General features: G+C 68.9%; 23 protein-coding genes. 15 read left to right on the top strand and 8 right to left on the bottom strand.

Annotation, left to right across the window (positions count from 1 at the left end):
- The first annotated feature begins 298 nt into the window (after positions 1-298).
- Both rpsB and tsf read left to right on the top strand, forming a co-directional pair.
- Positions 299-1,120 carry a 30S ribosomal protein S2 gene (rpsB, locus tag ACFUEJ_RS10455; RefSeq protein WP_058250093.1) on the top strand — a complete coding sequence of 274 codons (822 nt, stop codon included), beginning with the start codon at positions 299-301 and terminating at the stop codon, positions 1,118-1,120.
- Positions 1,121-1,174: 54 nt separating this feature from the next.
- Positions 1,175-1,999 (top strand): translation elongation factor Ts, encoded by an 825-nt coding sequence (tsf, locus tag ACFUEJ_RS10450; RefSeq protein WP_388029107.1) that lies wholly within the window; start codon positions 1,175-1,177, stop codon positions 1,997-1,999.
- 54 nt (positions 2,000-2,053) lie between these two features.
- On the opposite strand, the gene ACFUEJ_RS10445 is transcribed toward tsf, so the two are convergent.
- Both ACFUEJ_RS10445 and ACFUEJ_RS10440 read right to left on the bottom strand, forming a co-directional pair.
- Complete coding sequence (locus ACFUEJ_RS10445) at positions 2,054-3,640, bottom strand: MFS transporter (protein ID WP_388029220.1); 1,587 nt, start codon at positions 3,638-3,640, stop codon at positions 2,054-2,056.
- Between the two features lie 95 nt (positions 3,641-3,735).
- On the bottom strand, positions 3,736-5,157 hold the full coding sequence (locus tag ACFUEJ_RS10440; protein WP_388029104.1) for a condensation domain-containing protein: 1,422 nt from the start codon (positions 5,155-5,157) through the stop codon (positions 3,736-3,738).
- A 302-nt stretch (positions 5,158-5,459) separates the two neighbouring features.
- On the opposite strand from ACFUEJ_RS10440, the gene ACFUEJ_RS10435 reads away from it, so the two are divergent.
- The 4 genes from ACFUEJ_RS10435 (at position 5,460) to ACFUEJ_RS10420 (ending at position 8,788) form a co-directional block, all read left to right on the top strand.
- Positions 5,460-6,491 carry an alpha/beta hydrolase gene (locus ACFUEJ_RS10435; protein ID WP_388029101.1) on the top strand — a complete coding sequence of 344 codons (1,032 nt, stop codon included), beginning with the start codon at positions 5,460-5,462 and terminating at the stop codon, positions 6,489-6,491.
- A 99-nt stretch (positions 6,492-6,590) separates the two neighbouring features.
- Complete coding sequence (pyrH, locus tag ACFUEJ_RS10430) at positions 6,591-7,325, top strand: UMP kinase (RefSeq protein ID WP_058250098.1); 735 nt, start codon at positions 6,591-6,593, stop codon at positions 7,323-7,325.
- 57 nt (positions 7,326-7,382) lie between these two features.
- A complete protein-coding gene (gene frr, locus ACFUEJ_RS10425; protein ID WP_058250099.1) occupies positions 7,383-7,940 on the top strand; it encodes a ribosome recycling factor in 558 nt (185 codons plus the stop codon).
- Positions 7,937-8,788 (top strand): phosphatidate cytidylyltransferase, encoded by an 852-nt coding sequence (locus ACFUEJ_RS10420; protein ID WP_159370638.1) that lies wholly within the window; start codon positions 7,937-7,939, stop codon positions 8,786-8,788. Before frr ends, ACFUEJ_RS10420 begins: the two co-directional genes overlap by 4 nt.
- A gap of 25 nt (positions 8,789-8,813) precedes the next feature.
- On the opposite strand, the gene ACFUEJ_RS10415 is transcribed toward ACFUEJ_RS10420, so the two are convergent.
- Positions 8,814-9,221: a lipopolysaccharide assembly LapA domain-containing protein gene (locus ACFUEJ_RS10415; RefSeq protein ID WP_058250101.1), complete on the bottom strand. Its 408-nt coding sequence runs from the start codon at positions 9,219-9,221 to the stop codon at positions 8,814-8,816.
- Positions 9,222-9,251: 30 nt separating this feature from the next.
- Between ACFUEJ_RS10415 and rlmN the strand changes: the two genes are divergently transcribed.
- Complete coding sequence (rlmN, locus tag ACFUEJ_RS10410; RefSeq protein WP_065628976.1) at positions 9,252-10,358, top strand: 23S rRNA (adenine(2503)-C(2))-methyltransferase RlmN; 1,107 nt, start codon at positions 9,252-9,254, stop codon at positions 10,356-10,358.
- Positions 10,359-10,459: 101 nt separating this feature from the next.
- On the opposite strand, the gene ACFUEJ_RS10405 is transcribed toward rlmN, so the two are convergent.
- Entirely contained in the window at positions 10,460-10,762 is a 303-nt protein-coding gene (locus ACFUEJ_RS10405; protein ID WP_065628975.1) for a DUF2631 domain-containing protein, read from the bottom strand.
- Positions 10,763-10,905: 143 nt separating this feature from the next.
- Between ACFUEJ_RS10405 and dxr the strand changes: the two genes are divergently transcribed.
- The 5 genes from dxr (at position 10,906) to ACFUEJ_RS10380 (ending at position 17,392) form a co-directional block, all read left to right on the top strand.
- A complete protein-coding gene (gene dxr / locus ACFUEJ_RS10400) occupies positions 10,906-12,081 on the top strand; it encodes a 1-deoxy-D-xylulose-5-phosphate reductoisomerase (protein WP_388029096.1) in 1,176 nt (391 codons plus the stop codon).
- Between the two features lie 51 nt (positions 12,082-12,132).
- The gene (locus ACFUEJ_RS10395) at positions 12,133-13,365 is read left to right on the top strand and encodes an RIP metalloprotease (protein ID WP_078112253.1); all 1,233 of its coding nucleotides are present in this window, start codon (positions 12,133-12,135) and stop codon (positions 13,363-13,365) included.
- Positions 13,366-13,435: 70 nt separating this feature from the next.
- Complete coding sequence (gene ispG / locus ACFUEJ_RS10390; protein ID WP_078112440.1) at positions 13,436-14,623, top strand: flavodoxin-dependent (E)-4-hydroxy-3-methylbut-2-enyl-diphosphate synthase; 1,188 nt, start codon at positions 13,436-13,438, stop codon at positions 14,621-14,623.
- A gap of 32 nt (positions 14,624-14,655) precedes the next feature.
- Positions 14,656-15,492 carry a GNAT family N-acetyltransferase gene (locus tag ACFUEJ_RS10385; RefSeq protein ID WP_065628972.1) on the top strand — a complete coding sequence of 279 codons (837 nt, stop codon included), beginning with the start codon at positions 14,656-14,658 and terminating at the stop codon, positions 15,490-15,492.
- A 58-nt stretch (positions 15,493-15,550) separates the two neighbouring features.
- Positions 15,551-17,392: a penicillin-binding transpeptidase domain-containing protein gene (locus ACFUEJ_RS10380; protein ID WP_388029092.1), complete on the top strand. Its 1,842-nt coding sequence runs from the start codon at positions 15,551-15,553 to the stop codon at positions 17,390-17,392.
- A 27-nt stretch (positions 17,393-17,419) separates the two neighbouring features.
- Here ACFUEJ_RS10380 and ACFUEJ_RS10375 read toward each other — a convergent pair whose 3' ends face one another.
- The 3 genes from ACFUEJ_RS10375 to ACFUEJ_RS10365 are packed head-to-tail and all read right to left on the bottom strand — an operon-like array spanning position 17,420 to position 20,372.
- Positions 17,420-18,223 (bottom strand): heme ABC transporter ATP-binding protein, encoded by an 804-nt coding sequence (locus ACFUEJ_RS10375; protein ID WP_388029089.1) that lies wholly within the window; start codon positions 18,221-18,223, stop codon positions 17,420-17,422.
- Positions 18,217-19,353, bottom strand: a complete 1,137-nt coding sequence (locus ACFUEJ_RS10370; protein ID WP_058250109.1) for an iron ABC transporter permease — start codon at positions 19,351-19,353, stop codon at positions 18,217-18,219. The genes ACFUEJ_RS10375 and ACFUEJ_RS10370 overlap by 7 nt, the downstream gene beginning before the upstream one ends.
- Positions 19,350-20,372, bottom strand: a complete 1,023-nt coding sequence (locus ACFUEJ_RS10365) for a hemin ABC transporter substrate-binding protein (protein WP_388029086.1) — start codon at positions 20,370-20,372, stop codon at positions 19,350-19,352. Before ACFUEJ_RS10365 ends, ACFUEJ_RS10370 begins: the two co-directional genes overlap by 4 nt.
- 120 nt (positions 20,373-20,492) lie before the next feature.
- Between ACFUEJ_RS10365 and map the strand changes: the two genes are divergently transcribed.
- Positions 20,493-21,356, top strand: a complete 864-nt coding sequence (map, locus tag ACFUEJ_RS10360; RefSeq protein ID WP_058250111.1) for a type I methionyl aminopeptidase — start codon at positions 20,493-20,495, stop codon at positions 21,354-21,356.
- Positions 21,357-21,398: 42 nt separating this feature from the next.
- Here map and ACFUEJ_RS10355 read toward each other — a convergent pair whose 3' ends face one another.
- The gene (locus ACFUEJ_RS10355) at positions 21,399-23,624 is read right to left on the bottom strand and encodes a protein kinase (protein ID WP_388029083.1); all 2,226 of its coding nucleotides are present in this window, start codon (positions 23,622-23,624) and stop codon (positions 21,399-21,401) included.
- Positions 23,625-23,777: 153 nt separating this feature from the next.
- Between ACFUEJ_RS10355 and ACFUEJ_RS10350 the strand changes: the two genes are divergently transcribed.
- Together ACFUEJ_RS10350 and ACFUEJ_RS10345 are read left to right on the top strand one after the other, a co-directional pair.
- Positions 23,778-25,373, top strand: a complete 1,596-nt coding sequence (locus ACFUEJ_RS10350) for a cobyric acid synthase (protein WP_388029218.1) — start codon at positions 23,778-23,780, stop codon at positions 25,371-25,373.
- A 75-nt stretch (positions 25,374-25,448) separates the two neighbouring features.
- The gene (locus ACFUEJ_RS10345; protein WP_078112257.1) at positions 25,449-26,252 is read left to right on the top strand and encodes an alpha/beta fold hydrolase; all 804 of its coding nucleotides are present in this window, start codon (positions 25,449-25,451) and stop codon (positions 26,250-26,252) included.
- Positions 26,253-26,264 lie beyond the last annotated feature (12 nt).

Genomic DNA, 26,264 nt, shown 5'->3' with positions numbered 1-26,264 from the left:
CAACCGTCTCCGACTGCATGACCACAACCGTCTCCGACGTGGGCGAAGGCGTTTTGGTGTTCCATCCGCCGCGGCGTAAACTCTCCCACGCACCTCATCGCTCGTTGATGAGGTGACTTCGCGCGCCTGCACTCAGGTCTGTGACGCTCCGGGCTTCGACGCCCTGACCAGCACAGTCGAGAAACACACGCCAAGTGAGCAGTCCCGGAACGGCCCATGCCGTCTCGGGTGGCACTCGGCCGCAGGCGCCAGGGTCGGTACCGACGGTACCGACGACAACTGCGAGAAAAGGACGATCATGGCTGTCGTGACCATGAAGCAGCTGCTGGACAGCGGCGCACACTTCGGGCACCAGACCCGCCGTTGGAACCCGAAGATGAAGCGATTCATCTTCACCGACCGCAACGGCATCTACATCATCGATTTGCAGCAGACGCTGACCTACATCGACAAGGCGTACGAGTTCGTCAAGGAGACCGTCGCCCACGGCGGCACCATCCTCTTCGTCGGCACCAAGAAGCAGGCACAGGAATCGATCGCCGCGGAGGCGACCCGTGTCGGCATGCCGTACGTCAACCAGCGCTGGCTCGGTGGCATGCTCACCAACTTCTCGACCGTCCACAAGCGCCTGCAGCGCCTGAAGGAGCTCGAGACCATGGAGCAGACCGGCGGTTTCGAGGGACGCACCAAGAAGGAAATCCTCATGCTCACGCGTGAGAAGAACAAGCTCGAGCGCACCCTCGGCGGTATCCGCGACATGGCCAAGGTTCCGTCGGCCGTGTGGGTCGTCGACACCAACAAGGAGCACATCGCCGTCGGCGAGGCGCGCAAGCTGAACATCCCGGTCATCGCGATCCTGGACACCAACTGCGATCCCGACCTCGTCGACTACCCGATCCCGGGCAACGACGACGCCATCCGCAGCGCAGCACTGCTCACCCGCGTCGTGGCCTCGGCCGTGGCCGAGGGCGTCCAGGCCCGTGCCGGCGCCGCCAGTGGCGACGCCAAGCCCGAGGCCGGCAGTGGCGAACCGCTGGCAGAGTGGGAGCAGGAACTGCTGACCCAGGCTGCGGCACCGGCCGGCGACGCCGCCGCGACCGACGCCCCGGCTGCTCAGTAGTCCCGACTGCTCGCAGTCCGGTCCCAACACTTTCTCTAAGGAGGCTCGCCGACGATGGCGAACTACACCGCAGCTGATGTGAAGCGTCTCCGTGAGCTCACCGGCTCTGGAATGCTCGACTGCAAGAACGCGCTGGCCAACAACGACGGCGATTTCGACAAGGCCGTAGATGAGCTGCGTATCAAGGGCGCCAAGGACGTGGGCAAGCGCGCCGAGCGCTCCACGGCCGAGGGCCTGGTCGCGGCCAAGGGCGGCGCGCTCATCGAGATCAACTCCGAGACCGACTTCGTCGCGAAGAACGGTGAGTTCCAGCAGCTCGCCGACGACATCGTGAACGCGGCGGCCGCGGCGAAGACCAACGACCTCGACGAGCTGAAGAAGGCTCCGCTCGGCGACGGCACCGTGGACGAGGCCGTGGCGGCTCTCTCGGCCAAGATCGGCGAGAAGCTCGAGCTCCGGCGCGTGGCCTACTACGACGGTCCCGTTGCCGTCTACCTGCACAAGCGCGCGTCGGACCTGCCTCCGGGCGTCGGCGTGCTGGTGTCCTACACCGGTGAGGGCGAGGCCGCCGAGGAGGCCGCTCGCGGCGCCGCGATGCAGGTGGCCGCGCTCAAGGCGCGCTACGCCACCCGCGACGAGGTCCCCGCGGACGTCGTCGAGAACGAGCGTCGTATCGCCGAGCAGACGGCCAAGGAGGAGGGCAAGCCCGAGCAGGCCCTGCCCAAGATCGTCGAAGGTCGCGTCAACGGCTTCTACAAGGACGTCGTGCTGCTCGACCAGGCCTCGGTTCAGGACTCGAAGAAGTCCGTCAAGGCCCTGCTCGACGACGCCGGTGTGACCGTCAAGGCCTTCACCCGGTTCGAGGTCGGCCAGGCCTGATCGAACGCGTTCCACATCGCCCCGTCTCCGTCGAGGAGACGGGGCGATGTGCGTTCATGGGGTCCGTCGCGTCCGCAGAGCGGCGGCGAGTGCCCCGATCGCCACGGCGACGAGACCCAGCATCACCAAGGTCGTCCTCAGCGCGGCCAGGAAAGTCCGAGCGGTCACAGACCGCGCCGCATCCTGAGTCCAGGGCCGTGCCTGCGCGGCGACCGCGGCGACCGCCGGCGACGTCGGTCCGCCCGCGCAGGCGGGCGCCGGTCGCTCCGGATGTGCGGACCGCAGCTGATCGCTCGCGCAGGATGCGAAACGATCGGCGACCGCCCCGTGCAGCACCGGGCGAACCGGTGACTCCGACAGCGACGCAACGAGTTCGGCTCTCACCGCCGGAACCGTCTCGCTTGTCCGGCCGGCCACCTGACCGAAGAAGAAGAGGGTGACGACCGCCAGCCCGATCGAGGCGCCGATCTGCTGAACAGTGGGGATCGTCCCGGTTGCCGTGCCCACCGTGGCTTCGGTCGTGTCGGACAGGATCACGGCCTGCAGCGGTGCGATGAACACACCCGTCCCCAGACCGCCGAGTACGAGGGGACCGAGGATGCCAAGCACCGGCAGGGTCTCCGCAGCCGGTTCGATGATCATCGCGAGCCAGACGAATCCGGCTCCGACGGCGACGGATCCGGCCATCAGGGTGTGCGGGGCGGTGATGCGGGCGACCACGCGTGGTGAGGCGAGTGAGCCGACCGCGGCGCCGATCGCGAAGGGCAGGGCCAGCATCCCGGTCCCGAAGGCCGAGTAGCCGAGTCCGAACTGAGCCGAGATCGACACGGTGAAGAAGAACCCGGCGAACACACTGAAGAACAGGAGCGACAGGAGAAGCCCGACCGCGAAGCGGCGCGAGGCGAACAGCCGTGGTCGTAACAGGGGAGTGCCACCGCGGGCGTCGACACGCACCTCGTGAACAGCGAACAGCGTCAACAGGATTCCGGCCGTCCCGATCATCCCCCACAGGATCGGGGGCCACCCCAACTCGCGTCCGAGGGCCAGCGGGTACAGCAGCAGGAACAGCGCCGTTGCCGACAGCACCACGCCCGGGACGTCCACGCGTCCCGGCGACGGTTCGCGCGCGTCGGGTAGGCGGCGGTGGGCGAGCAGGCACGAGAGCAGGCCGAGCGGCACGTTGACGAAGAAGATCGCGCGCCAGCCCCATCCGAGAACGTCGGCGTCGACGAGGAAGCCGCCGATCACCGGACCGAGGATGGCGGCGATACCGGCGACGGCCCCGTAGACGCCGAAGACCAGTCCGTGACGCCTCTTGTCGAACAGGGCCGCGATGAGAGCCAGGGTCTGCGCGGACATGAGCGCCGCACTCACGCCTTGTATTCCGCGACAGGCGATGACTTCAGCAGGACCGGTCGCCACACCGCACAGCACCGACGTCACGGTGAAGGCCACCATCCCGACCACGAACATCCGCCGGCGTCCGACACGCGCCCCCAGTGTCGCTGCGGTCAGCAGGGTGCACGCGAACGACAGGGTGTACACCGTCAGCACCAGGAGTTGCTGCGACGTCGACGCGCCGAGATCCCGGGCGAGATCGGGCAGAGCGATGTTGACGATGGTGGTGTCCAGCATCTGCATGAACACCCCGAGCAGGCATCCCGCGAGAGCCGCCCAGGCCCCCGGACGATCGCGCAGAGCGCCCGTCGTCTCCCGGCCCGCCGCGGGGCCGGCGGTCACGGTGCGAGGGCCGGCAGCAAGGGTCGGTAGTCGCCCAGGTCGGCGACCGCGGACATCACCGCGACGAATCGTTCGACATACTGCGTGACGGACTCGCGCGCGATCTCGGTGTCGGGGTACAGCAACGTGATCGAGGTCTGGCCGGAGAACCGATTGACCCACATGTACACCTCTTCGCTGCTACCACGATTGCCGAAGAGGCACCCGTTCCCGGCTTCGAAGATCTCGACACCGGGTAGTTTGCGGACGTCGATGTAGGACACCATCGGCACCGCCCAGCCGGACCGGACCGCGATCTCGTCGGCGGGTTCCACGAGTTCGAGAACCCGGTGAAACGAGATGTCGGTCAGTTCTTTTCCGGACTCGTAGCTGCGCGCAGCCTCCGGCACCAGGGAGCGGAACGTGGTGTCGTCGTCGACGGTGAGTGGAACGGGGATCAGGCTCGTGAACCAGCCCACCGACTTCAACTCCGCGGCGCCCGATCTCGTGCTCTTCGGTGTCATCCCGAAATACTCACTTCGACCGGTGAATTCGGCGTACACGAGGGCGGCCGCCGTCATGATCCCGGCAATCATGTTGGCGCCCAGATCGCGACAGATCTGCTCGAAGCGCGCGGCGGTCGGCTCGTCGAACAGGGTCGAGTTCACGATCGCGCTGCGCGTGTAGGTCTGCGCGCGGGTGCCGAGCGGCAACGGAAAACCGGGCAGCCGGCCGCCGTTGGCCTGCACCAGGTCGATCCAACGCTGGACGTACGGTGATCGACGGGTCAACTGGCGCGACACGGCGCGCTCGCGCGCGCAGTAGTCGAGGTAGCTGCCGACCGGGGGCAGCTCGGCGTCGCCGCCGAAGGCCGCATTCATGTAGAGGGTCAACAGATCCACGCAGGTGATGGCCTGGGAGATCCCGTCGGTGTTGAGATGGTCGGCGGCGGCGTAGAGGGTGAACCCGCCCTCCCACTCGATGGCCCCGAAGGTGAAGCAGTCCCAGTTGAACGGCCCCGAGGTCTCGTCCTGCACGTGCGTCCGCAGTTGTACGGCGTCGCGGTCTCCGTATACGACCGGGATGAGTTCGACGACCTCCGGGGGCACGAGATGGCGGAGGACCGAACCGCCGTCCTCCATCGAGAACCACGACCGGAAACTGTCGTGGCGCCGCACGAACTCGTTGACCGCGCTCGTCATGGCGGACACGTCGAGTGGGGCCGAGACGTCGAACGCCATCAGGCAGAGCCGCGCGAAACGGAAACCCGCGGACTCGTTGCGCCACGCCACACGCAGGTACTCCTCCTGCTGGTGGGACGGTGGGGAGGGATGCACAGGAGCCCGATCGGCATTCGTCACCGAAGCGAGGGAGGCCACCCAGCTGGTCAGGTGACCGGGACGGGGCTCCCATTCCTCGATGAGGCCGAACTTCATCATGTGTGCTCCTCGATTCGCCTGCGGGAAAGTGGATCCGGCGACCGACGCACCAGAGATGTCCGAGGTGTCCCCGACGGTGGAGCGGCCGACCGGGACGCACCCTACCGCACGGTAACCTCGACGGCCGGGGAAACGGGACAACCGTGGTGCGATGAGACGTTGTATCAGTCCCTGTCTCCCTGTCTCATCGAATGCCGTTGCGGTGCTGGACGATTGACCCATGTGGACATCGGGCGGTGCGTCGGGCACACTGCCGGGGTTGCGCGTGTGACGGCGGTCGCACCCGAATGAAGGCGAGGGGTATGGACGACGGGTCTGCCAACGGTGACCGACCGGGGAACCTGCACACGACGGTGCGGACCGCGACCCTCGTGATCGCGCTGCTCGCTGCGACACTCGGACTGGCGGCGCCCGCCGCCGCGACACCCGCGCCCGCTCGCATCGTCGGCGAGACGGTACAGCGCGGGGGTGAGATCGAGGTCGCCGTCCGGTCGGTGGCGATGCGTCGGGTGGTCCCGGTCAAGGTGTGGCCGGCCCGCGGACAGGGGCCCGCCCCGACGCTCTACCTCCTCAACGGCGCGGCCGGCGGCGAAGGTGGGAGCAGTTGGTTCGACCGGACCGACATCCGGACCTTCTTCGCCGACGAGAACGTCAACGTCGTCGTCCCGATGGGCGGCGCGGCGAGCTACTTCACCGACTGGCAGCGGTCCGACCCCGTGCTGGGGCGGCAGAAGTGGGCGACCTTCCTCACCGAGGAGTTGCCGGCAACGATCGACGAGCGCTTCGACGGCGCCGGGCGCAACGCGATCGCCGGGATCTCGATGGCGGGCACGTCGGTGTTCCAGCTGGCCCTGCACGCGCCGTCGGTCTATCAGGCGATCGGCTCATTCAGTGGCTGCGCCCAGACCAGCGATCCGCTCGGCCAGGCCGTCGTCCGGATGGTCGTCGAGGGCCGCGGCGGTGCGAACACCCTGAACATGTGGGGACCTCCCGACGATCCCGCGTGGCGTGCCAACGATCCGTACCTGCATGCCGAGGCGTTCCGGGGCACGTCGATCTACGTCTCGAACGGATCCGGGATGCCGGGCCGGTACGACACCCTCGACGGCCCCGGCATCGAGGGCAACGGCTCCAAGCTGTTCGACCAGATCGCGATCGGGGCGGTGATCGAGACCGCCACGGCGCAGTGCACGAGGAACCTCCAGCGGCGGATGCGCGACATCGGTGTGCCGGCGACGTTCCACCTCTACGAGGGCGGGACCCATGCGTGGCCGTACTGGCAGGACGAACTGCATCGTGCCTGGCCGCAGTTCGAGGCGGCCCTACGCGGCTGAATCCCCAGGGCACCCTCGCGCGGCGCGCACGACGCGTATCGCGGGTCGGTTCCGGTGACGACGTACGATAGTTCACCGAACCGACGAGTGAGGAAGCCGATGAGTGAAGCGTCCGACCCCATCCGGCGGGATGGATTCCGTAGGGTCTTGCTGAAGTTGGGCGGCGAGATGTTCGGTGGCGGCGAAGTCGGGCTCGACCCCGACGTCGTGGGTACCGTCGCCGACCAGATCGCCGACGTCGTCAATTCCGGTGTCCAGGTCGCCGTCGTGATCGGCGGCGGCAACTTCTTCCGCGGCGCCGAGCTCCAGCAACGAGGGCTCGACCGAAGTCGCTCGGACTACATGGGCATGCTCGGCACGGTCATGAATTGCCTTGCGCTGCAGGACTTCCTGGAGAAGCGCGGGATCTCGACCCGGGTGCAGACCGCCATCACGATGGGGCAGGTCGCCGAGCCGTATCTCCCGTTGCGTGCCCAGCGGCACCTGGAGAAGGGCCGCGTCGTCATCTTCGGCGCCGGCATGGGGATGCCGTACTTCTCCACCGACACCACCGCGGCCCAGCGTGCGCTGGAGATCAAGGCCGAGGTGGTCCTGATGGCCAAGGCGGTCGACGGCGTGTACGACGCCGACCCGCGCACCAACCCCGACGCCACCCTCTTCACCGAGATCACTCACCGCGAGGTGCTCGACAAGGAGCTCAAGGTCGCCGACGCGACGGCCTTCAGCCTGTGTATGGACAACAAGATGCCGATCTTGGTGTTCAATTTGCTCCAGCAGGGCAATATCGCCCGTGCGGTCGCAGGCGACCGCATCGGCACCCTGGTCAGCACCTGAACCGGCGCCTGACCCCGAGATCGACGAGAACACCGACCGAACGGAACAAGGACGAAGATGATCGACGACGCGTTGCTCGACGCCGAGGAGAAGATGGAGAAGGCGGTCAACGTCGCCAAGGAGGACATGGGCTCCATCCGCACCGGGCGGGCGAACCCGGCCATGTTCAACAAGGTCAACATCGAGTACTACGGCTCGATGACCCCCGTGACCCAGGTCGCGAGCATCAACACGCCCGAACCGCGACTCGTCGTGATCAAGCCGTATGAGGCGTCGACGCTGCGCGACATCGAGACCGCGATCCGCAACTCCGACCTCGGGGTCAATCCGACCAACGACGGCACGATCATCCGCGTCGCCGTCCCGCAGCTCACCGAGGAGCGTCGCCGCGATCTGGTCAAGCAGGCCAAGGGCAAGGGTGAGGACGCGAAGGTCGCGATCCGCAACGTGCGCCGCAAGGCTGCCGACGAACTCAAGCGCATCCAGAAGGACGGCGAGGCCGGCGAGGACGAGGTGTCGCGCGCCGAAAAGGAACTGGACAAGACCACGGCGACCTACGTGCACCAGATCGACGACTTGGTCAAGCACAAAGAAGACGAATTGCTCGAGGTGTGAACGAGGTTCCGCAACGGGGCGGTGAGAAGAAGTCGCGCGCCGGCCGCGACCTGCCGGCCGCGATCGCGGTCGGCGGCACACTCGGCATCAGCATCATCGCGATCCTGATCTTCGTCCCGAAGGTCTGGTACGGCCTCGTGGCGGTCGCGTTCGCGGTCGCCACCTGGGAGGTCATCAAACGTCTCCGCACCGGCGGCTACGACGTCGCCCTCTGGCCACTGCTCATCGGCGGCCAGGCCATCATCTGGGCGAGCTGGCCCTGGGGTCCGACCGGAGCCCTCGTCGCCTTCGTGGCGACGGCCCTGGTGTCGATGGTGTGGAAGCTCCTCGGGCAGGGCATCGACAAGGCGCCGGTCAACTACCTCCGCGACCTCGCCGTCACCGTGTTCGTGCTGGCGTGGTTGCCACTGCTCGCGTCGTTCGGCGCCCACCTGGTGGTACAGGACGACGGGGCTGCCAGAGTGGCCACGCTGATGGTCGTGGTGGTGTGCTCCGACGTCGGCGGCTATGCCGCGGGCGTGATGTTCGGCAAGCACCCGATGGCGCCGGCGATCAGTCCGAAGAAGTCCTGGGAAGGCATGGTGGGCTCGCTCGTCGTCGGCACTGTCGGTGCCGTCGGCTGCGTGGTGTTCCTGCTCGAGAGCCACTGGTGGATCGGCATCATCCTGGGGCCGGTCCTGGTGGTTTGCGCGACCCTCGGCGATCTCGTCGAATCCCAGGTGAAGCGCGATCTCGGGATCAAGGACATGGGCACGCTGCTGCCCGGCCACGGTGGCATCATGGATCGGCTCGACAGCCTGCTGCCGTCGGCGTTCGTGGTGTGGGTCGTGCTCACCGCGCTGCTCTGAGCACGCGCCACCGCGCCGCCGGACGCTACTTGGCTGCCTTCTTCAGCGCGCGCCGCAGTTGCAGCATCCGCAGGCCGCCCACGAGCGCGACGACCAGTGCACCGGCGATGGCCGCGATCAGCAGGCTGACCCCGAGGGGCAGGTTGACCTCCCAGAACAGCAAGTCGATGGTCTGCGACTGGAGGTTCTGCACGATGAAGACGAGCAACAGGACCAGGATGATCGCGCCGATCACCACGCCGAACCAGGTGGCGCGCGTCCGCGTGTGCTCCACGTCGGCGACCGTGCGGCGGAGACGATCGCGATGGTCCGGGTCAGGGGCGTGCTGCTCCGGGGTGTGCGCGTGACCGGTCGCCGGTGGCGGTGACCCGGCGGGCTGTTCGCCCCACGCCGGTACCGAACCCGTGTGCCGTCGGTCCTCGGGTGTCGTCATCACTTCATCATGACATGCGACAATGGCGAAATGACCTCATTGCCACTTGTGTTCGACGCGCCCAAGCGTGGGCGGCCGCCGACACACTTCGCCGACCTCGACCCCGCCGGTCGCGTCGCGGCGCTGGCCGACCTGGGGCTGCCGAAGTTCCGGGCCGATCAACTGGCCCGCCAGTACTATGCGCGCCTCAACGGTGACGTCGACGAGATGACGGATCTGCCGGCGGCGTCGCGCGAATCGGTGCGGGACAAGCTCTTCCCGCAGCTGCTCACCCCGGTCCGGCACATCTCCTGCGACGACGACTCCACCCGCAAGACGCTCTGGCGCCTGCACGACGGCACGCTCCTCGAGAGCGTCCTCATGCGCTACACCGATCGCAACACGCTGTGCATCTCGAGCCAGGCGGGCTGCGGCATGGCCTGCCCGTTCTGTGCCACCGGGCAGGGCGGACTGGACCGCAACCTGTCGACCGCCGAGATCGTCGATCAGGTGCGGGCCGCGGCCCGCGCGCTGCGCGACGGGGAACTCGGCGAGCCCGGACGCCTTTCGAACGTCGTGTTCATGGGAATGGGTGAGCCGCTGGCCAACTACAAGCGCGTGGTCAGCGCCGTCCGGCAGATCACATCGCCGGCGCCGGAGGGCCTCGGGATCTCCGCCCGCTCGGTGACCGTGTCGACCGTCGGTCTCGCGCCGTCGATCCGCCGTCTCGCTGACGAGGGGCTCGCGGTGACGCTCGCCGTCTCGCTTCACACGCCCGACGACGAACTGCGCGACACCCTCGTCCCGGTCAACAACCGGTGGTCGGTCGCCGAGGTGCTCGAGGCGGCCCGCTACTACGCCGACACCACCGGACGGCGCGTCTCCATCGAGTACGCACTCATCCGGGACGTCAACGACCAGCCCTGGCGGGCCGACCTGCTGGGGGAGAAGCTGCACCGGGCCCTCGGGTCACTCGTTCACGTGAATCTCATCCCGCTGAACCCGACGCCGGGTTCGGAATGGGACGCCAGTCCCAAACCGGTCGAACGCGAGTTCGTACGCCGGGTCCGCGAGCAGGGAGTCTCGTGCACCGTTCGCGACACGCGCGGGCAGGAGATCGCCGCTGCCTGTGGACAGCTGGCGGCCGAAGAGCGCTGAGACCTCGATGTGCCGGACAGGGACCGGCTCAGACCGCGCAGACGACAAACGCCGAGCGGATCACCGCTCGGCGTTTGTCGTAGATGTGGCGAGGTGGCCGGTCAGGACCACTTTCCGCGGTTCATCCACCATCCGCGCACGGCGAAGAACAGGGTGCCCGCGGCGAAGGCGATGAGATACAGGTCCTCGATGCGTCCGGTGTGGTTGCCGATGATCATCGCGAGCAGGAACAGCGCGAAGAAGATGGCCGCACCGTAGAAGGTCTTGGTCGCCGCTCCGTGCCAGCCGAACCGGGCGGACGGGGCATCGGCGGGCTCGCGGCGCCAGCCGGTGTCGATGACCTCGACTTCGCCATGCCCCCCATCGCCGTGCCCCACAGTGTGCTCCACATCGGTGCTTGCCACAGCCACTCCTCACAGCGCGGACGTCAGATGTCTGACGATCGGTAGTAGTTCTCCGAGCAGCATAGCGGCACCTCCTGCCCGCAGGTCGGTCCGGTGTCACCGGCGGCGGCGGTTCCTCGACGAGGATGGTCCAGAATGGGTGCGTGCCCACACGCGTGCTGATCCTCGGCTCCACCGGTTCCATCGGCGTACAGGCTCTCGAGGTGATCGCCGAGCATCCGGATCGTTTCGAGGTCGCCGGTCTGGGTGCCGGCGGGTCGAATCCCGATCTGCTCGCCGATCAGGCCGCCGCGTTCGGCGTGCCGGCCTCGCGGATCGCCGTCGCCGACGCCACGCGGGCGCAGGAATTCGGCGAACGTCTCGGCGGCCGGGTCCTGAATGGACCGGACGCCATGTGCGATCTGATCGACGCCGTCGCCGCGGACACCGGGGTCGATGTCGTCCTCAATGCCGTCGTCGGCTCGATCGGCCTGGCGCCCAGCCTCGCCGCACTCCGATCGGGTGCCCGGCTCGCGCTGGCCAACAAGGAATCACTCGTCGCCGGCGGGGCGCTCGTCCTCGACGCCGCCGCTCCCGGGCAGATCGTCCCGGTCGACTCCGAGCACTCCGCGATCGCGCAATGCCTGCGCGCGGGAACGGCCGCCGAGGTGGATCGACTGGTCCTCACCGCGTCGGGTGGCCCGTTCCGCGGATGGACCCGTGCGCAACTCGAGGACGTCACCCCCGAGCAGGCCGGCCGACATCCCACATGGTCGATGGGCCCGATGATCACGCTCAACTCCGCGACCCTGGTCAACAAGGCCCTCGAGGTCATCGAGGCGCACCTGCTGTTCGGCGTCGACTACGACCACATCGACGTCACCGTCCACCCGCAGTCGATCGTGCACTCGATGGTGACCTTCGTCGACGGGGCGACGGTGGCGAAGGCCTCACCGCCGTCGATGAAGCTGCCCATCGCCCTGGCCCTGGGATGGCCGGACCGGGTGCCCGGTTCGTCGACGGCCTGCGACTTCTCGACTGCGTCGTCGTGGACGTTCGAGCCCGTCGACGACGCGGTGTTCCCGGCGATCGACCTGGCTCGACGCGCCGGTGCGGCGGGAGGCAGCCTGACGGCCGTCTACAACGCCGCCAACGAGGCCGCCGCAGCAGGGTTCTTCGCAGGTGCGATCCGGTTCCCGCGCATCGTCGAGGTCATCGAGGAGGTGCTCGGCGAGGCAGATCAGTGGCGCCGGACGCCAGGTACTGTGGAAGAGGTCTTCGCCGCCGATCGGTGGGCCCGGGATCGTGCTGCGCAGCTGGTCGCGGCCGCATCCGTCTGATCGGCGGCCCTCGTGAGCGGGTGCGCCCCGTGATCCGGATGGAGTAGGTACGTGAGTTTCGCGATCGGCGTCACGCTGTTCGCCGTGGCGCTGTTGCTGTCGGTCGCCTGGCATGAATGTGGTCACATGTGGGCCGCGCAGGCGACGGGCATGAAGGTGCGGCGATACTTCGTCGGTTTCGGTCCCACGATCTGGTCCACCCGTCGCGGCGAGACCGAGTACGGGATCAAGGCGCTGCCGCTCGGCGGATTCTGCGACATCGCCGGAATGACCCCGCACGAGGAGCTGGCCTGGGACGAGAAGGACCGGGCTATGTACAAGCAGAAGGCCTGGAAACGCCTGGTCGTGCTGTTCGCCGGACCGGCCCAGAACTTCCTCCTCGGTTTCGTTCTCATCATCATCGTCGGTCTGACGTTCGGACTGCCGAACCTCAACCCGGGGCCGACCCCGGCACGCGTCGCCGAGACGCAGTGCGTGCCGGCGACCAGCACGATCGTCGACGGTGAGAAGAAGGACGCGCCCTGTGCCGCCGGCACCGGTCCCGCGGAGGTCGCCGGGTTGCTCCCCGGCGACGACATCGTGGCGATCAACGGCCAGCCGGTCGACCGGGCGTCGGATCTGACCCCGGTGATCCGCGAGTCCGCCGGCCCGGTCGCGCTGACGGTCGACCGCGACGGTCAGCGACTCGACCTGACGATGACCCCCGAGCCCACCACTGTGACGACGACGAACGCCGACGGCACCAGCGAGACCCAGACCTACAACATGGTCGGGATCGCCTACGACGTCCCGCCGACCGTCATCACCTACAGCGGCTTCGAGATCGTGCCCGGCGCGATCGGCTTCACCGGCGACCTGTTCGTCGAGACCTGGAACGCGCTGCTGTCCCTGCCGTCGAAGATCGGTGCGCTGTGGACCGCGGTCACCGGCGGCGAACGCGCCCTCGACACCCCGGTCAGCGTCTACGGCGCCTCGGTTCTGGGCGGACAGGCCGTCGAGCGCGGGCTGTGGGACCTGTTCTGGATGCTGCTGATCAGCATCAACTTCTTCCTGGGACTGTTCAACCTGGTCCCGCTCCTCCCGCTCGACGGCGGACACATGGCGATCGTCGGCTACGAGAAGGGGCGCGACACCGTGCGGCGCTGGTTCGGCCGGGCACCCGGTGGGGCCGTCGACTACTACAAACTGCTCCCGATCACCTACGCCGCCGTCGTGATCATGGCCGGCTTCATGGTGCTCACGCTCACCGCCGACATCATCAACCCGATCAACCCGTGGCAGTGACCCGGACGATCCGGGTCGCCGTCCGGCGCCGAATACCATCAGAGAACCGAAACCCCCAGAGGTGAACGAGATGAACGCCCCGACTCCCGCGACCGCTGTGCCGATCGGACTCGGCATGCCCGCCGGACCACCGCCGGTGCTCGCCCCGCGTCGGAAGACCCGGCAGTTTTTCGTCGGCTCGGTCGGCGTCGGCAGCGACCACCCGATCTCGGTGCAGTCGATGACGACCACCAAGACCCACGACATCAATGCCACCCTGCAGCAGATCGCGGAGTTGACGGCCTCGGGGTGCGACATCGTGCGTGTCGCGTGCCCGCGTCCCGAAGACGCCGAGGCGCTGCCGATCATCGCCAAGAAGTCCAAGATCCCGGTGATCGCCGACATCCACTTCCAGCCGAAGTACATCTTCGCCGCGATCGACGCCGGCTGTGCCGCCGTGCGTGTCAACCCGGGCAACATCAAGGAGTTCGACGGCCGGGTCAAGGAGGTCGCCAAGGCGGCCGGTGATGCCGGGATCCCCATCCGGATCGGCGTCAACGCCGGGTCCCTCGACAAGCGGATCCTGCAGAAGTACGGCAAGGCGACCCCGGAGGCGCTCGTCGAGTCGGCGCTGTGGGAGGCCGGGCTGTTCGAGGAGCACGGCTTCGGCGACATCAAGATCTCGGTGAAGCACAACGACCCGGTGATCATGGTGGAGGCCTACCGCCAGCTCGCCGCCGCCTGTGACTACCCGCTGCACCTCGGGGTCACCGAGGCCGGGCCCGCCTTCCAGGGCACGATCAAGTCCGCCGTCGCCTTCGGCGCGCTGCTCAGCGAGGGCATCGGCGACACCATCCGGGTGTCCCTGTCGGCCCCGCCGGCCGAGGAGATCAAGGTCGGCGACCAGATCCTGCAGTCGCTGAATCTCCGCCCGCGCAAACTCGAGATCGTCTCATGCCCGTCGTGCGGCCGCGCCCAGGTCGACGTCTACAAGCTGGCCGACGAGGTCACCGCCGGACTCGAGGGCATGGAGGTCCCGCTGCGCGTGGCCGTGATGGGGTGCGTCGTCAACGGCCCCGGTGAGGCCCGCGAGGCCGACCTCGGCGTGGCCTCCGGAAACGGCAAGGGGCAGATCTTCGTCAAGGGCGAGGTCATCAAGACGGTTCCCGAGGCGCAGATCGTGGAGACCTTGATCGAAGAAGCGCTGCGGATCGCCGAGGAATCAGGAGAAACTGGAGACGGTACTCACGTGGGCCCGCCCGTGGTGACCGTTTCCTAGGTCGGCGGGAGGCTCGAGAGGGAGGAGCGGCGTTGCTGAAGCTACTGGGCGACAAGCCGCTCGGCGCTCGTGATGCGGCTGCTGTCGAACGTGTCCTCACCTCGGACCCGGTGGCGATGTGCATGGTCGCGGCCCGCTTCGAGACGCACGGGATCAACCCCCGGCTGCTGGGCGGCGAGCTGTGGACCGCGCAGAATCCCGCGTCGTCCCTCTGCTTCTCCGGCGCCAACCTGATCCCGCTCACCGGTTCGCCCGAGGATCTCGACTACTTCTCCGACCGCGCCATCGCCGGGCCGCGGGCATGCTCCTCCATCGTCGGCCGCGCCGACCTCGTGATGCAGATGTGGGAACAGATCGAGCCGGTGTGGGGTCCGGCGCGTGAGGTCCGGCCGGTGCAGCCACTGCTCGCCCTCACGTGTTGTGCGGCGGTACCCGCCGACCCGCTCGTGCGGCTGGTGACCCTCGACGACCTCGACGCGTACATGCCCGCGGCCATCGACATGTTCATCGGCGAGGTCGGTGTCGATCCGACGGCCGGCGACGGCGGTCGTTCCTACCGACGACGCCTCGCCTCGCTCATCACCGCGCAGCGGGTGTTCGCCCGGTTCGACGGCCCCGACGTCGTGTTCAAGGCCGAGATCGGCTCGCTGTCCCGCCGGGTCGGCCAGATCCAGGGAGTCTGGGTGGATCCCGACCGGCGCGGTGAGGGACTGGGACTGGGTGGTACCGCGGCCGTCGCGGAGGCCGTCGCCGCTCACGGCCGCATTCCGAGTCTGTACGTCAACAGCTTCAACGTGACCGCGCGCGCGGTGTACGACCGCATCGGGTTCACCGAGGTCGGCACCTTCGCGACCGTCCTCGTCGACTGAGTGCCCGCCCCGCGTGGCGTCGCGGGATTCCGGCCGGGCCACCCTAGACTCGACCGCGATGTGGCGCATGCGAACTCGATGGACCCCGGCGGTGATCGTCGCGGTGTGTGCTGCCGTGACGGTGGCCACCGTCGGTTGCTCGGCCTCCGAGGACGACGGCCCGCGCCGCGCCGCGGAGCGCTTCCTGCAGGCCTACGCCGATCGTGAGGTCGCGTCCGCGGCGGCGCTGACCGACACCCCCGCTGCCGCGGAGTCCGCGATGGAGTCGGTCTGGGCCGGGCTAAACGCCGAGGCACTCGAGTCGCAGGCCGGGCGGGTCCGCGTCACCGGGGACACCGCCGAGGTGGACGTCGACTACACGTGGGCGCTGCCGCGGGGCCGCGACTGGGCCTACGACGCCACCCTGCGGATGGGCCGGTCCGACGACGGCTGGGCGGTGCGCTGGGCGTCAACGAACATCCATCCGAAACTCGGTGCCGATCAACGCCTTTCGCTCCAGATTGTCGAGGCGCCGCGCGCGACGGTCAATGAGTCCGACGGCTCGGAGGTGATGGTCAACGGCACCGTCGTGGGCGTCAACTTCGATGCGACCGCTGCCGCGGAACAGGGCGCGTCGGTCGCCGAGTCGGTGACCGGTGCGGTCGCGGTACTGCGCCGGTTCAGTCCCTCGCTCAACGAGCAGACGATCATCGAGCAGGTCACCGCGAACCGGCAGCAGTACCCGCTCGCCCGGCTGTCCCACGACCAGTTCGACCGATTGCGTGACCAACTGGCGATCCCCGGCGTCGTGACCAACGAACAGGCCGAACTGGTTCCCGAGGACCCGAGATTCGCGCCCGCCCTGCTGACCGAGGTCAAGAAGGTCGTCGACTCCGAGGTGTCGGGGCGGGCGGGCTGGCGGGTGGTGACGGTCAACCCCAACGGTCTCGACGCCGACGTCCTCGCCGACCACGACCCGGACCCCGCGCCGGCGGTCTCGCTGAGTCTGTCGCGGACGGTGCAGAACGCGGCCCAGCGAGCGGTCAACGCCACCAACCGGTTCCAGATCGCGCTGGTCGTCGTGCAGCCGTCCACGGGGCGGATCCTCGCGGTCGCCCAGAATCCCGCGGCCGACCGGTCGGGGCCCATCGCGACGACCGGTCTGTACCCGCCCGGGTCGACCTTCAAGATGGTGACCGCCGCGGCCGCGATCAGCCATCGGATGGCCACCCCCGACACCCCCGTCGGATGTCCCGGCGCGATCCAGATCGGTCCGCGCCTGATCCCGAACTACGACGGGTTCTCGCTGGGGACGGTGTCGATGCTGCGGGCGTTCGCGCAGTCCTGTAACACCACGTTCGCCAAACTCGCCAGCGAGATGGGGCCGTCGGATCTCGCGCACGCCGCGGCCGCGATGGGCGTCGGACAACACTACGAGATCGCCGGCCTCGACGCCGTGTCCGGCTCGGTGCCGATCGAGAACGAACTCGTCGCCCGCAGTGAGGACGGCTTCGGGCAGGGCAAGGTCCTCGTCTCGCCGCTGGGGCTGTCTCTGGTGGCCGCCACCGTGGCGAACGGTCGGAAGGCGCCGGTGCCGCAACTCATCCTGGACAAGCCCACGAAGGTCGAGGGACCGACGCCCACGATGGCACCCGAGGTCTACGCCCAGCTGCGCCCGATGATGCGTGAGGTCATCACGAGCGGTACGGCGTCGGTGATCGATGGCCAGGGTGCGGTGTTCGGCAAGACCGGTGAGGCGGAGTTCGCCGGCGGGTCACACGCCTGGTTCGCCGGCTACCGCGGCGACATCGCGTTCGCCACCCTCGTCGTGGGCGGCGGTGACTCGAACAACGCGGTGGCCGTCACCCGCGACTTCTTCGCCGGTCTCGGGCCGGGCTACGCGGTGCGCCCTCTCTCCTGAGACGCCTCACCCCGGTGGCACCATCGTTTAGGCGCCCCCGGGTGTCCGGACGGGGAGGATCACCCGTCGCCCGGCATGCTCGATGACCTCGACGGGGTGGTCGTAGGTGTGGCTGAGCAGGTCGACGGTCATCACCTCCGGCGTCGGCCCGATCGCGAGCAGCCGGCCGTCCTTCATCACGGCCACCCGGTCGGCGTAGGCGGCCGCGAGGGAGAGGTCGTGCACCACCAGCAGCACGGCGTTCCCGGCATCGCGGTGGACGCGCAGGATGTCGAGGACCTGCTCCTGATGGTGGATGTCGAGTGCCGCGGTCGGCTCGTCGAGCATCATGACGGGGGTGTCCTGGGCAAGGGCACGACCCAGGGAGACGCGTGCCTGCTGGCCGCCGGAGAGTTGTCCGAACGGCCGGTCGGCGATGTCGCCGAGTTCGCACAGTGCCATCGCGTCGGCGATGACCGCTGGGGAGTTCGCCGCGCGCGGTGTCCGCAGCCACGGGTAGCGGCCCATCGCGACGACCTGGGCCACGGTGAAGGGGGTGTCCACCCGGTTCTGCTGGGTCACCAGCGAGCGGTGGCGGGCGAGTTCGCGCATCGAGGTCGTCGCGACGTCCCGGCCGTCGACCTCGATGTGACCGCGGTGCGGTGTGCGGGTACCGCACAGCGCCGACAGCAGCGTGGACTTGCCACACCCGTTGGGACCGACGAGGGCGACGAGTTCACCGCGCCCGACGTCGAGGGTCACCTCGCTCACCACCTCGCGTCCGCCGAGAACGACCGAGACGTCTCGGGCGTGGATGCCCGGGGTCGTCGTCGCGGCGGCTTCGGTCACCATCCGGCACCCGCGTGACGGCTGCGACGCAACAGGATGAAGAAGACCGGGCCACCGATCAGGGACGTGAACATGCCGAGCGGGAGGTCGGCGTCACCGAGCATCGTCCGGGCGGCGAGGTCGGCGCCGGTGATGACCAGCGCTCCGCCGATCACGCTGGTGGGTAACAGGATCGCGTGGCGAGGTCCGACGATGAGACGCATCACGTGCGGCACGATGAGGCCGACGAAGGCGATGATCCCGGCGAAGGCGACCGCCGCGGCGGTCAGTACCGCGGTGAGGACGATCGCCTGCCGGCGGACGGCTTCCACGTTCACACCGAGGGAGGCGGCCTGGATGTCGCCCAGCGCGAGCAGGTCGAGCTTCGAGACCAGGAAAAGGCACGCCGCGACACCCACGACGACGAGCGGTGCGACGACCCAGATCTCGCTCCAGGTGCGTCCGGCGAGCGAGCCGAGCTGCCAGAAGATGATCTGCTCGCGGGCTGCGGTGGTGGCCACGAAGGTGAGGAACGCGATGATCCCGGCCGCGAACGCGTTGACCGCGATCCCGGTGAGCACCAGCATGATCGCCGACGACGAGCCGTCGCGGAGTGACAACACGTACACCGCCGCCGCGGTGATGAGGCCGAACACGAAGGCGGCCCCGGCGAGAGCCCAATTGCCCGCGGCGCCACCGGCTCCGGCGGTCCCGCCGGCGAGCACGATCATCAGGCAGGCGCCGACCGCGGCGCCGGAGGAGACACCGATGATCCCCGGTTCGGCCAGCGGATTCGCCAGCACTCCCTGCAGCAGACACCCTGCGGCGCCGAGCGCGGCTCCGACGAACAGTCCGAGCACGATGCGCGGGAAGCGCACATTCCACAGCGCGCCTTCGCCGTTCGGGTGGGAGGGGAGCGGTCCGAGATCGAGGTGGAAATGGTGGGCGAGGCTGCCGAGCACCTCGAGCGGCGGCACCGACACCTTTCCGGTGCCCGCGGACACGATGACGAGCACGACCAAGGCGACCAGCATCACCGCCACCACCGTGAGGTCACGGACCCGATGTGACGTGCCGGCCGGGGGAGCGACGACGGCCGACGGGGTCGTCGGCTCGGTCGCCGGGTCCGTCGTGGTCCGCGCTGGGTCGGTCATGCGTAGATCGACCTCGCCAGCGCACCCAGCACCAGTCCGACCTCGGGACCGAACGCCAGGATCTGACTCTCGTCCATCTGCACGACCCGTCCGTTGCGGCCGGCCTCGGTGTCGGCCACACCCGGCAGGGTCAGCACCCCCTCGGGTCCGCCGACGGTGGCCGCGCCCTGGGTCATCACGAGGATCACGTCCGGGTCGGCCGTGATCATGGCCTCGGCGCTGATCGCGGTGAACGCGCCGGTGAGATCGGCTGCCGCGCCGGCATCCCGGCCACCGAGCGCCTCGATGAGGTCGTCGGCACCCGATCCGGGCCCGGCCAGCAGCAGCAGGTTGCGTCCGCGGATGTAGAGGAACGCCATGGTGGGATCTCCGGACGGATCCGGGACCAGCGCGCGCGCCTCCTCGATCTGGGCGTCGGTCCGGGCGACGAGCTTCTCGCCGGCATCGGAGACACCGAGTGCGGCTGCGACCGAGCGGATCAGGGTGTCGTTCGACTCCAGATTGCGGGCGGCAGGGAACACGACGACCGCGACGCCGGAGTCGCGGATCTGGTCGACGGCGGCGGTGGGCACAGTGGACTCGCTGACGAGCAGCACGCTCGGGTCAAGGGCGAGAACGGATTCGGCGTTGAGGCTGTGTCCGCGGTTGGTCACCACCGGCAGCGATCTCGCCGAGGGGAAGGCGGTGGACGTGTCGCGCCCCACCACGTGCGACCCGAGTCCGAGGGCGTACACGATGTTGCCGAGTGTTCCGTTGATGTCCACGGCGATGATCCGGTCGGCATCGGCGACAGTCACGTCCCCGTACCGGAGCGAGTCGACGGTGGCGGGGAGTCGCGGGGTGGGGTTCTCGACGACGGGTGCGACGTCGGACTCCGCGAGCGTCGCGGTCTGCGGACCGTCGCGCAGATGCGCGCCCGGCGAGTGCCGCTCCTGCTCGATCGGGGTGACGAAGCACGCCGACAGGCTCAGCACGGTCAGCACCATCACCAGCGCCGCCCGTAACCCCCTGGTCCGCACCGCACACCTCCATCGTCGACTCCGATGCCCGCCCATCGGCTCCTCCCGGCGAGCTTAGTGACGTTCGCCGCGGTGTCCGCCCACGGGCCTCGCCGCGACGGGCCGGGATAGTCTGGTCGCATGCCAGTTCGCAGTGCCCTCACGCCGGGGATCGTGTCGCCCATCCGGTCCGTGCCCGACTCCATCGAACGTCCTGAATACGTGTGGAAGCCGACGGTGAACGAGGGCCATGAGCCCTGGGTGCAGACCGCCGAGACGATCGAGAAGATGCGCATCGCGAGCAAGATCGCGGCCAACGCACTCGCCGAGGCGGGCAAGGCCGTCGCCCCGGGCGTGACCACCGACGAACTCGACGCGATCGCGCACGAGTACATGATCGACCACGGTGCCTACCCGTCGACACTGGGCTACAAGGACTTTCCGAAGTCGTGCTGCACCTCGCTGAACGAGGTGATCTGCCACGGCATCCCGGATTCGACGGTGATCGAGGACGGGGACATCGTCAACATCGACGTCACCGCCTACATCCACGGCGTGCACGGCGACACCAACGCGACCTTCCTCGCCGGCGACGTCGACCAGGAGGCCGCCGATCTCGTCGAGCGGACGCGGATCGCGACCGAGCGGGCCATCAAGGCCGTGAAGCCGGGTCGCGAGCTGAATGTCATCGGTCGGGTCATCGAGTCCTACGCGAACAGGTTCGGCTACACGGTCGTGCGCGATTTCACCGGCCACGGCATCGGTGAGACCTTTCACAACGGACTGATCGTGCTGCATTACGACGAGCCGAACGTCGACACGGTCCTCGAACCCGGGATGGTCTTCACCATCGAGCCGATGATCAATCTCGGCGCACTGCCGTGGGAGATGTGGGACGACGGCTGGACCGTGGTGACCGCCGACCGCCGGTGGACCGCGCAGTTCGAGCACACCCTCGTCGTCACCGACGACGGCGCCGAGATCCTCACGGTGCCGGACAACTAGGTTCGGGCCCGACAACTGAGGTTCGACCGACAGCCGAGACGTTCAGGCGGGGAAGCGGACGGGTTGCGGTTCGCTGCTCGTCGTGGTCGTCCCGTTGCCGAGCTGACCCTGGCCGTTGAGGCCCCAGCAGTACATCTCGTCGTCCGCGACCGCGCACACGTTCGCCGAACCGGTGGTGACCTCGGTGACCCCCGACAGTCCGTTGACGCGGTCGGGGCTTTTGTCCGGCTGATCGCTGCGCGAACCCCAGCAGTAGGCGGAGCTGCCCGCGGCGGCGCATCCGCCATAGGCCGCCGTGGACACCTCGGTGGCCCCGCGGACGTCGATGCGGGTCGGGGTCCGCCGGTTCTGCTCGGTACCGTCGCCGAGTTGGCCGCTGGTGTTCTGGCCCCAGCAGAACACGCCGCCGGAGCCGGCGACCGCACACGTCGAGTACAGGCTCGTGCTGATCGACGTGGGCGAGTCGAGTCCGAGGACCCGGGTCGGGGTGAGGCGGTCGAGTGTGGCGCCGTCGCCGATCTGGCCTTCCCGGTTGTTGCCCCAGCAGTACGCCGAACCGCCGGCGATGGCGCAACTCGTGGTGTGCGACGTGGACACGGCGGTCACGTCCGAGAGACCGGCGACGCGGGTGGGCACGTCCACCGACCCGGTACTGCCGTTGCCGACCTGGCCGCTCGCGTTGTTGCGCCAGCAGTAGGCGTCGCCGTCGCTGATCGCGCAGATCGTCAGCCCGACCGACACCGCCGACACCCGGGACAGGCCGGACACCTTCGTCGGCAGCGGCACGTTCTGCCCGGGCGGTCCGATCCCGTAACCCCAGCAGTAGAGGTCTCCGTAACTGATCGCGCAGGTCGTGCCGAGGCCGCCCATGCTGACCGCCGAGACGTCGGAGATGCCGGTGACCGGGACCGGGCGCGGGCGGTCGGTGGTCGTACCGTCGCCCAGCGTGCCCCGTTCGTTGTCGCCCCAGCAGTACAGCTCGGCCTCGCGCACCGCACACGTGCTGTCGCCGCTGGAAGCGATGGACTCGAACTCATCGCTGCCGGTGGAGGATCCGCCGGAACTGCTCGGCGCCGTCGTCGATGACCCGGCGACCGGCGCCGTCCCGGGATCGGATCCCGATCCGCTGAGGGCGATCGCGGCGCCGACGACACCGACGACGAGGACGACGACGCCGAGTACCGCGGCGACGATCCACGCGGTGCGTGAGCCCGTTCCCCGTGATCCCGGGCCGGGGCCGTGGGGTCCGCCGGGCCCGGTCACATATCCGGGAGGTGGGCCCGGCGGCGGTCCGCCGGGACCGTACGCCGGGAACGGTGGGTGACCGCCGGGTGGCTGAGCGCGGTGGGCCACCGGGTTCACCGAGGCCTGCTGGGTGGGCGGCGGTGGTGGTGAGAACGGACGGCCGGGTGCCTGCGCCGCGACGACGGAGGGCGCTGTCGACCCGATCTCGACCGCCCGGGCGAGCGCCGCGGCGAACTCGGAGCAGGACGCGAACCGGTCGGCGGGGTTCTTGGCGAGGGCGCGCGCGAACACGGCATCGACGTAGACGAGGTCGGGGCGGCGCTCGGAGATCCGCGGTGCGGGCGTGTTGACGTGGCCGGCGATCAGGGCCATCGGGGTCTGCCCGGGGTAGGGCTGCGATCCGGTGAGCAGCTGGAACGTCGTGCATGCGAGCGCGTACTGGTCCGACGCCGGGATCGCCGGTTCGCCGGTGAGGATCTCGGGTGCGGCGTAGGCGAGGGTGCCGACGAACAGGTTGGTCGCGGTCATCTTCGCGCCGTCCATCAGGCGGGCGATGCCGAAGTCGAGCACGGTGACCCGGGCGATCCGGCCGTCGGGGCCGCGGGCGACCACGATGTTCGCGGGTTTGATGTCGCGGTGGATGACGCGCCGGGTATGGGCATAGTCGAGCGCGTCGGCGACCTTGCCGACGACCGTCACCACGTCATCGACCGGCAGGGCCGATGCGGCGGCGAGGTCCTCGCCTTCGAGGTAGGACATCGAGAACCACGGGCTGCCGTTCTCCACGCCGTGGGTGTAGACCGTGACGATGCCGGGGTGATCGAGGGCCGCGGCGGTGCGGGCCTCGTTGCGGAACCGCTCGGCGAAACTGGGATCGGCGGGGTTCGGCGAGATGATCTTGAGGGCCTCGCGGCGGCCCAGGGTGGGGTGTTCGACGAGCCAGACCTGTCCCATGCCGCCTCGCCCGAGCATCTCCAGGACGCGATATCCGGCGAACACCGACCCCGGCTTCACGACCTCCACGTCCGATGACCCCCTCGACTCTGAACGACCGGCTGTCGACCTGTTCGTCCGGGTCACTGTATCCAGACCCGCACGACCGCGAGCGCAACGGTGGGACTTGTGAACGACGCCACCGTGGTCGCGGCCTCGGGTTCGGCCTCTAGTCTGTTCCGGGTGGACGGACTCGGTGGCGCATTGCTCGTGGGCGGTACCAGCAGCGATGCCGGGAAGAGCCTGATCGTCGCCGGGCTGTGCCGTGCGCTGCGGCGCACCGGTGTGCGGGTCGCACCGTTCAAGGCGCAGAACATGTCCAACAACTCGGTGGTCACCCTCGACGGCGGCGAGATCGGTCGTGCCCAGGCGTTGCAGGCGTTCGCCTGTGGCCTCGAACCCTCCACCAGGTTCAACCCGGTGCTGCTGAAACCGGGCAGTGACCGTCGCTCGCACGTGATCCTCCGCGGTCGGCCCGCCGGAGACGTCGGGGCCGCCGACTACCTGCACTGGCGGGCGCGGCTGCGTGCCGTCGTCGCCGACGAGTTGGCCGGTCTCCAACGCGACTTCGACGTCGTCATCTGTGAAGGTGCGGGTTCGGTCGCGGAGATCAATCTGCGCGCCAACGACATCGCGAATCTCGGTCTCGCACAGGCGGCGGACCTCCCGGTGGTGCTGGTCACCGACATCGACCGCGGCGGGTCGCTGGCCCATCTGTTCGGTACCACCGCGGTCCTCGACGACGCCGATCAGCGGCTGATCGCGGGGTTCGTGGTCAACAAGTTCCGTGGTGACCCGTCGATCCTCGAGCCGGGACTTCGGCAGGTCGAGGCGATCACGGGACGGCCGACGCTCGGGGTGGTGCCCTTCGCCGACGACCTGTGGCTCGACGCCGAGGACTCGCTCGCGGCGCCGGTCGGGCGGCGGGTCGGGCCACCGCGCTCGTTCACCGAATCCTCCGCGACCGGAGTACCTCGATTGCGGGTCGCCGCCATCCGGCTGCCGCGGATCTCCAACTCGACCGACGTCGAGGCGCTGGCCTGCGAACCCGGTGTCGACGTCACCTGGGTCGACGACCCGGCCGGGGTGGCGGCCGCCGACCTCGTCGTGCTGCCCGGCACCCGCGCCACCATCACCGACCTCGAGTGGCTGCGGGCGCGCGGTCTCGGGGAGGCACTTACCGAACGCGCGGCCCGCGGACGTCCGATCGTCGCCGTGTGCGGCGGATTCCAGATGCTGGGCCGCACCCTCGACGACCGAGTGGAGTCCGGTCGCGGGCGGGTGCCCGGACTGGGGTTGTTCGACCTCGACATCGAGTTTTACGCCGAAAAAACCGTGCGGCAGGTGACCGGGACCGGCGGCGAGGTGACCGGGACCGGCGGCGAGGTGTCCGGTGTTCCGATGTCAGGGGTGCCGATCAGTGGCTACGAGATCCATCACGGCCGGGTGACCCGATCGGCCGAGAACACGTGGATCGTCGACGACCGGCACGGTCCGGAAGGCGCGGTGCGGGGGGCGGTCCGGGGTACCCACTGGCACGGACTGCTGGCGTGCAACGACTTCCGGCGTCGACTTCTGGCCGACGTGGCGGCCGAGGCCGGTGTCCGAGGATTCCGCGTGGCGCCGGGCACCGACGTCGACGCCGTACGTCGGCGACAGGTCGACGCGATGGCCGATCTCGTCACCGAACACCTCGACCTCGACGCCGTGACGCGCCTCATCGAACAAGGGCCGCCGCGCCACCCCAAGGTCATCCGTCACCACCTCGAGGACTTGTAGACGCCGGGGTCGTGGAGACGGGTTATCGTGGGCGCCATGACTGAAGACCGCCCCATGATCGACGACCGACGTCAGGTGACCGTGGGCGGCCTCACCTTCGACGTCCGGATCGGGGGACCGGAGACCGGTCCGTGGGTTCTGCTGCTGCACGGGTTCCCGGTGAACGGGAGTTGCTACGACGACGTACTGCCGCGCCTGCACGAGTCGGGGCTGCGGACACTGGTCATCGATCAACGTGGGTACAGCCCCGGCGCGCGGCCGCCCGGGGTGGACGACTACCGGCTCACCCACCTCGTCTCCGATGTGATCGGGGTTCTCGACGCCCTCGGCATCGGCTACGCGATCCTCGTCGGGCACGACTGGGGCGGCATCGTCGCGTGGCATCTCGCCGGGAAGTACCCCGACCGGTTCACCGGTCTCGTCGTCGCCAGCACCGGGCATCCGTCGGCCATGCGCGACGCGCTCGTCGGTAGCGACCAGCGTGAACGTTCTTCGTACATCCTCGATTTCGTGGCCGACGGGGCCGAGGAGAGGCTGCTCGCCGACGACGCCGCCGAGCTGCGGGCGGTGGGGATCTCCGAGGACGAACTCGCCCCGCTGCGGGAACCGGGCGCCCTGACCGCCGCGCTGAACTGGTACCGCGCGAACTTCACCGGCGACATCAAGGCGACCATGGCGTGCCCGCCGGTCGAGATCCCGACCACGCTGCTGTGGAGCGACGCCGACACCGCCCTGGGTCGCGAACAGGCGCAGGGCAGCGGTCGGTACGTCTACGGCGACTTCCGCTACTGCGAACTCGCGGGCGTGGACCACTGGATCCCGCAGCGCGCGGCCCCGGCCCTCGCCAGCGAGATCGCCCTGCGCTCAACGATTTTCTGAGGTCGCGCGGAG

The sequence above is a fragment of the Gordonia sp. NPDC057258 genome (assembly GCF_042668985.1).
Taxonomy (GTDB): Bacteria; Actinomycetota; Actinomycetes; order Mycobacteriales; family Mycobacteriaceae; genus Gordonia; species Gordonia hongkongensis.
Note: the sequence above shows the minus strand (reverse complement) of the source record. Positions and strands in the feature narration are given on the sequence as shown.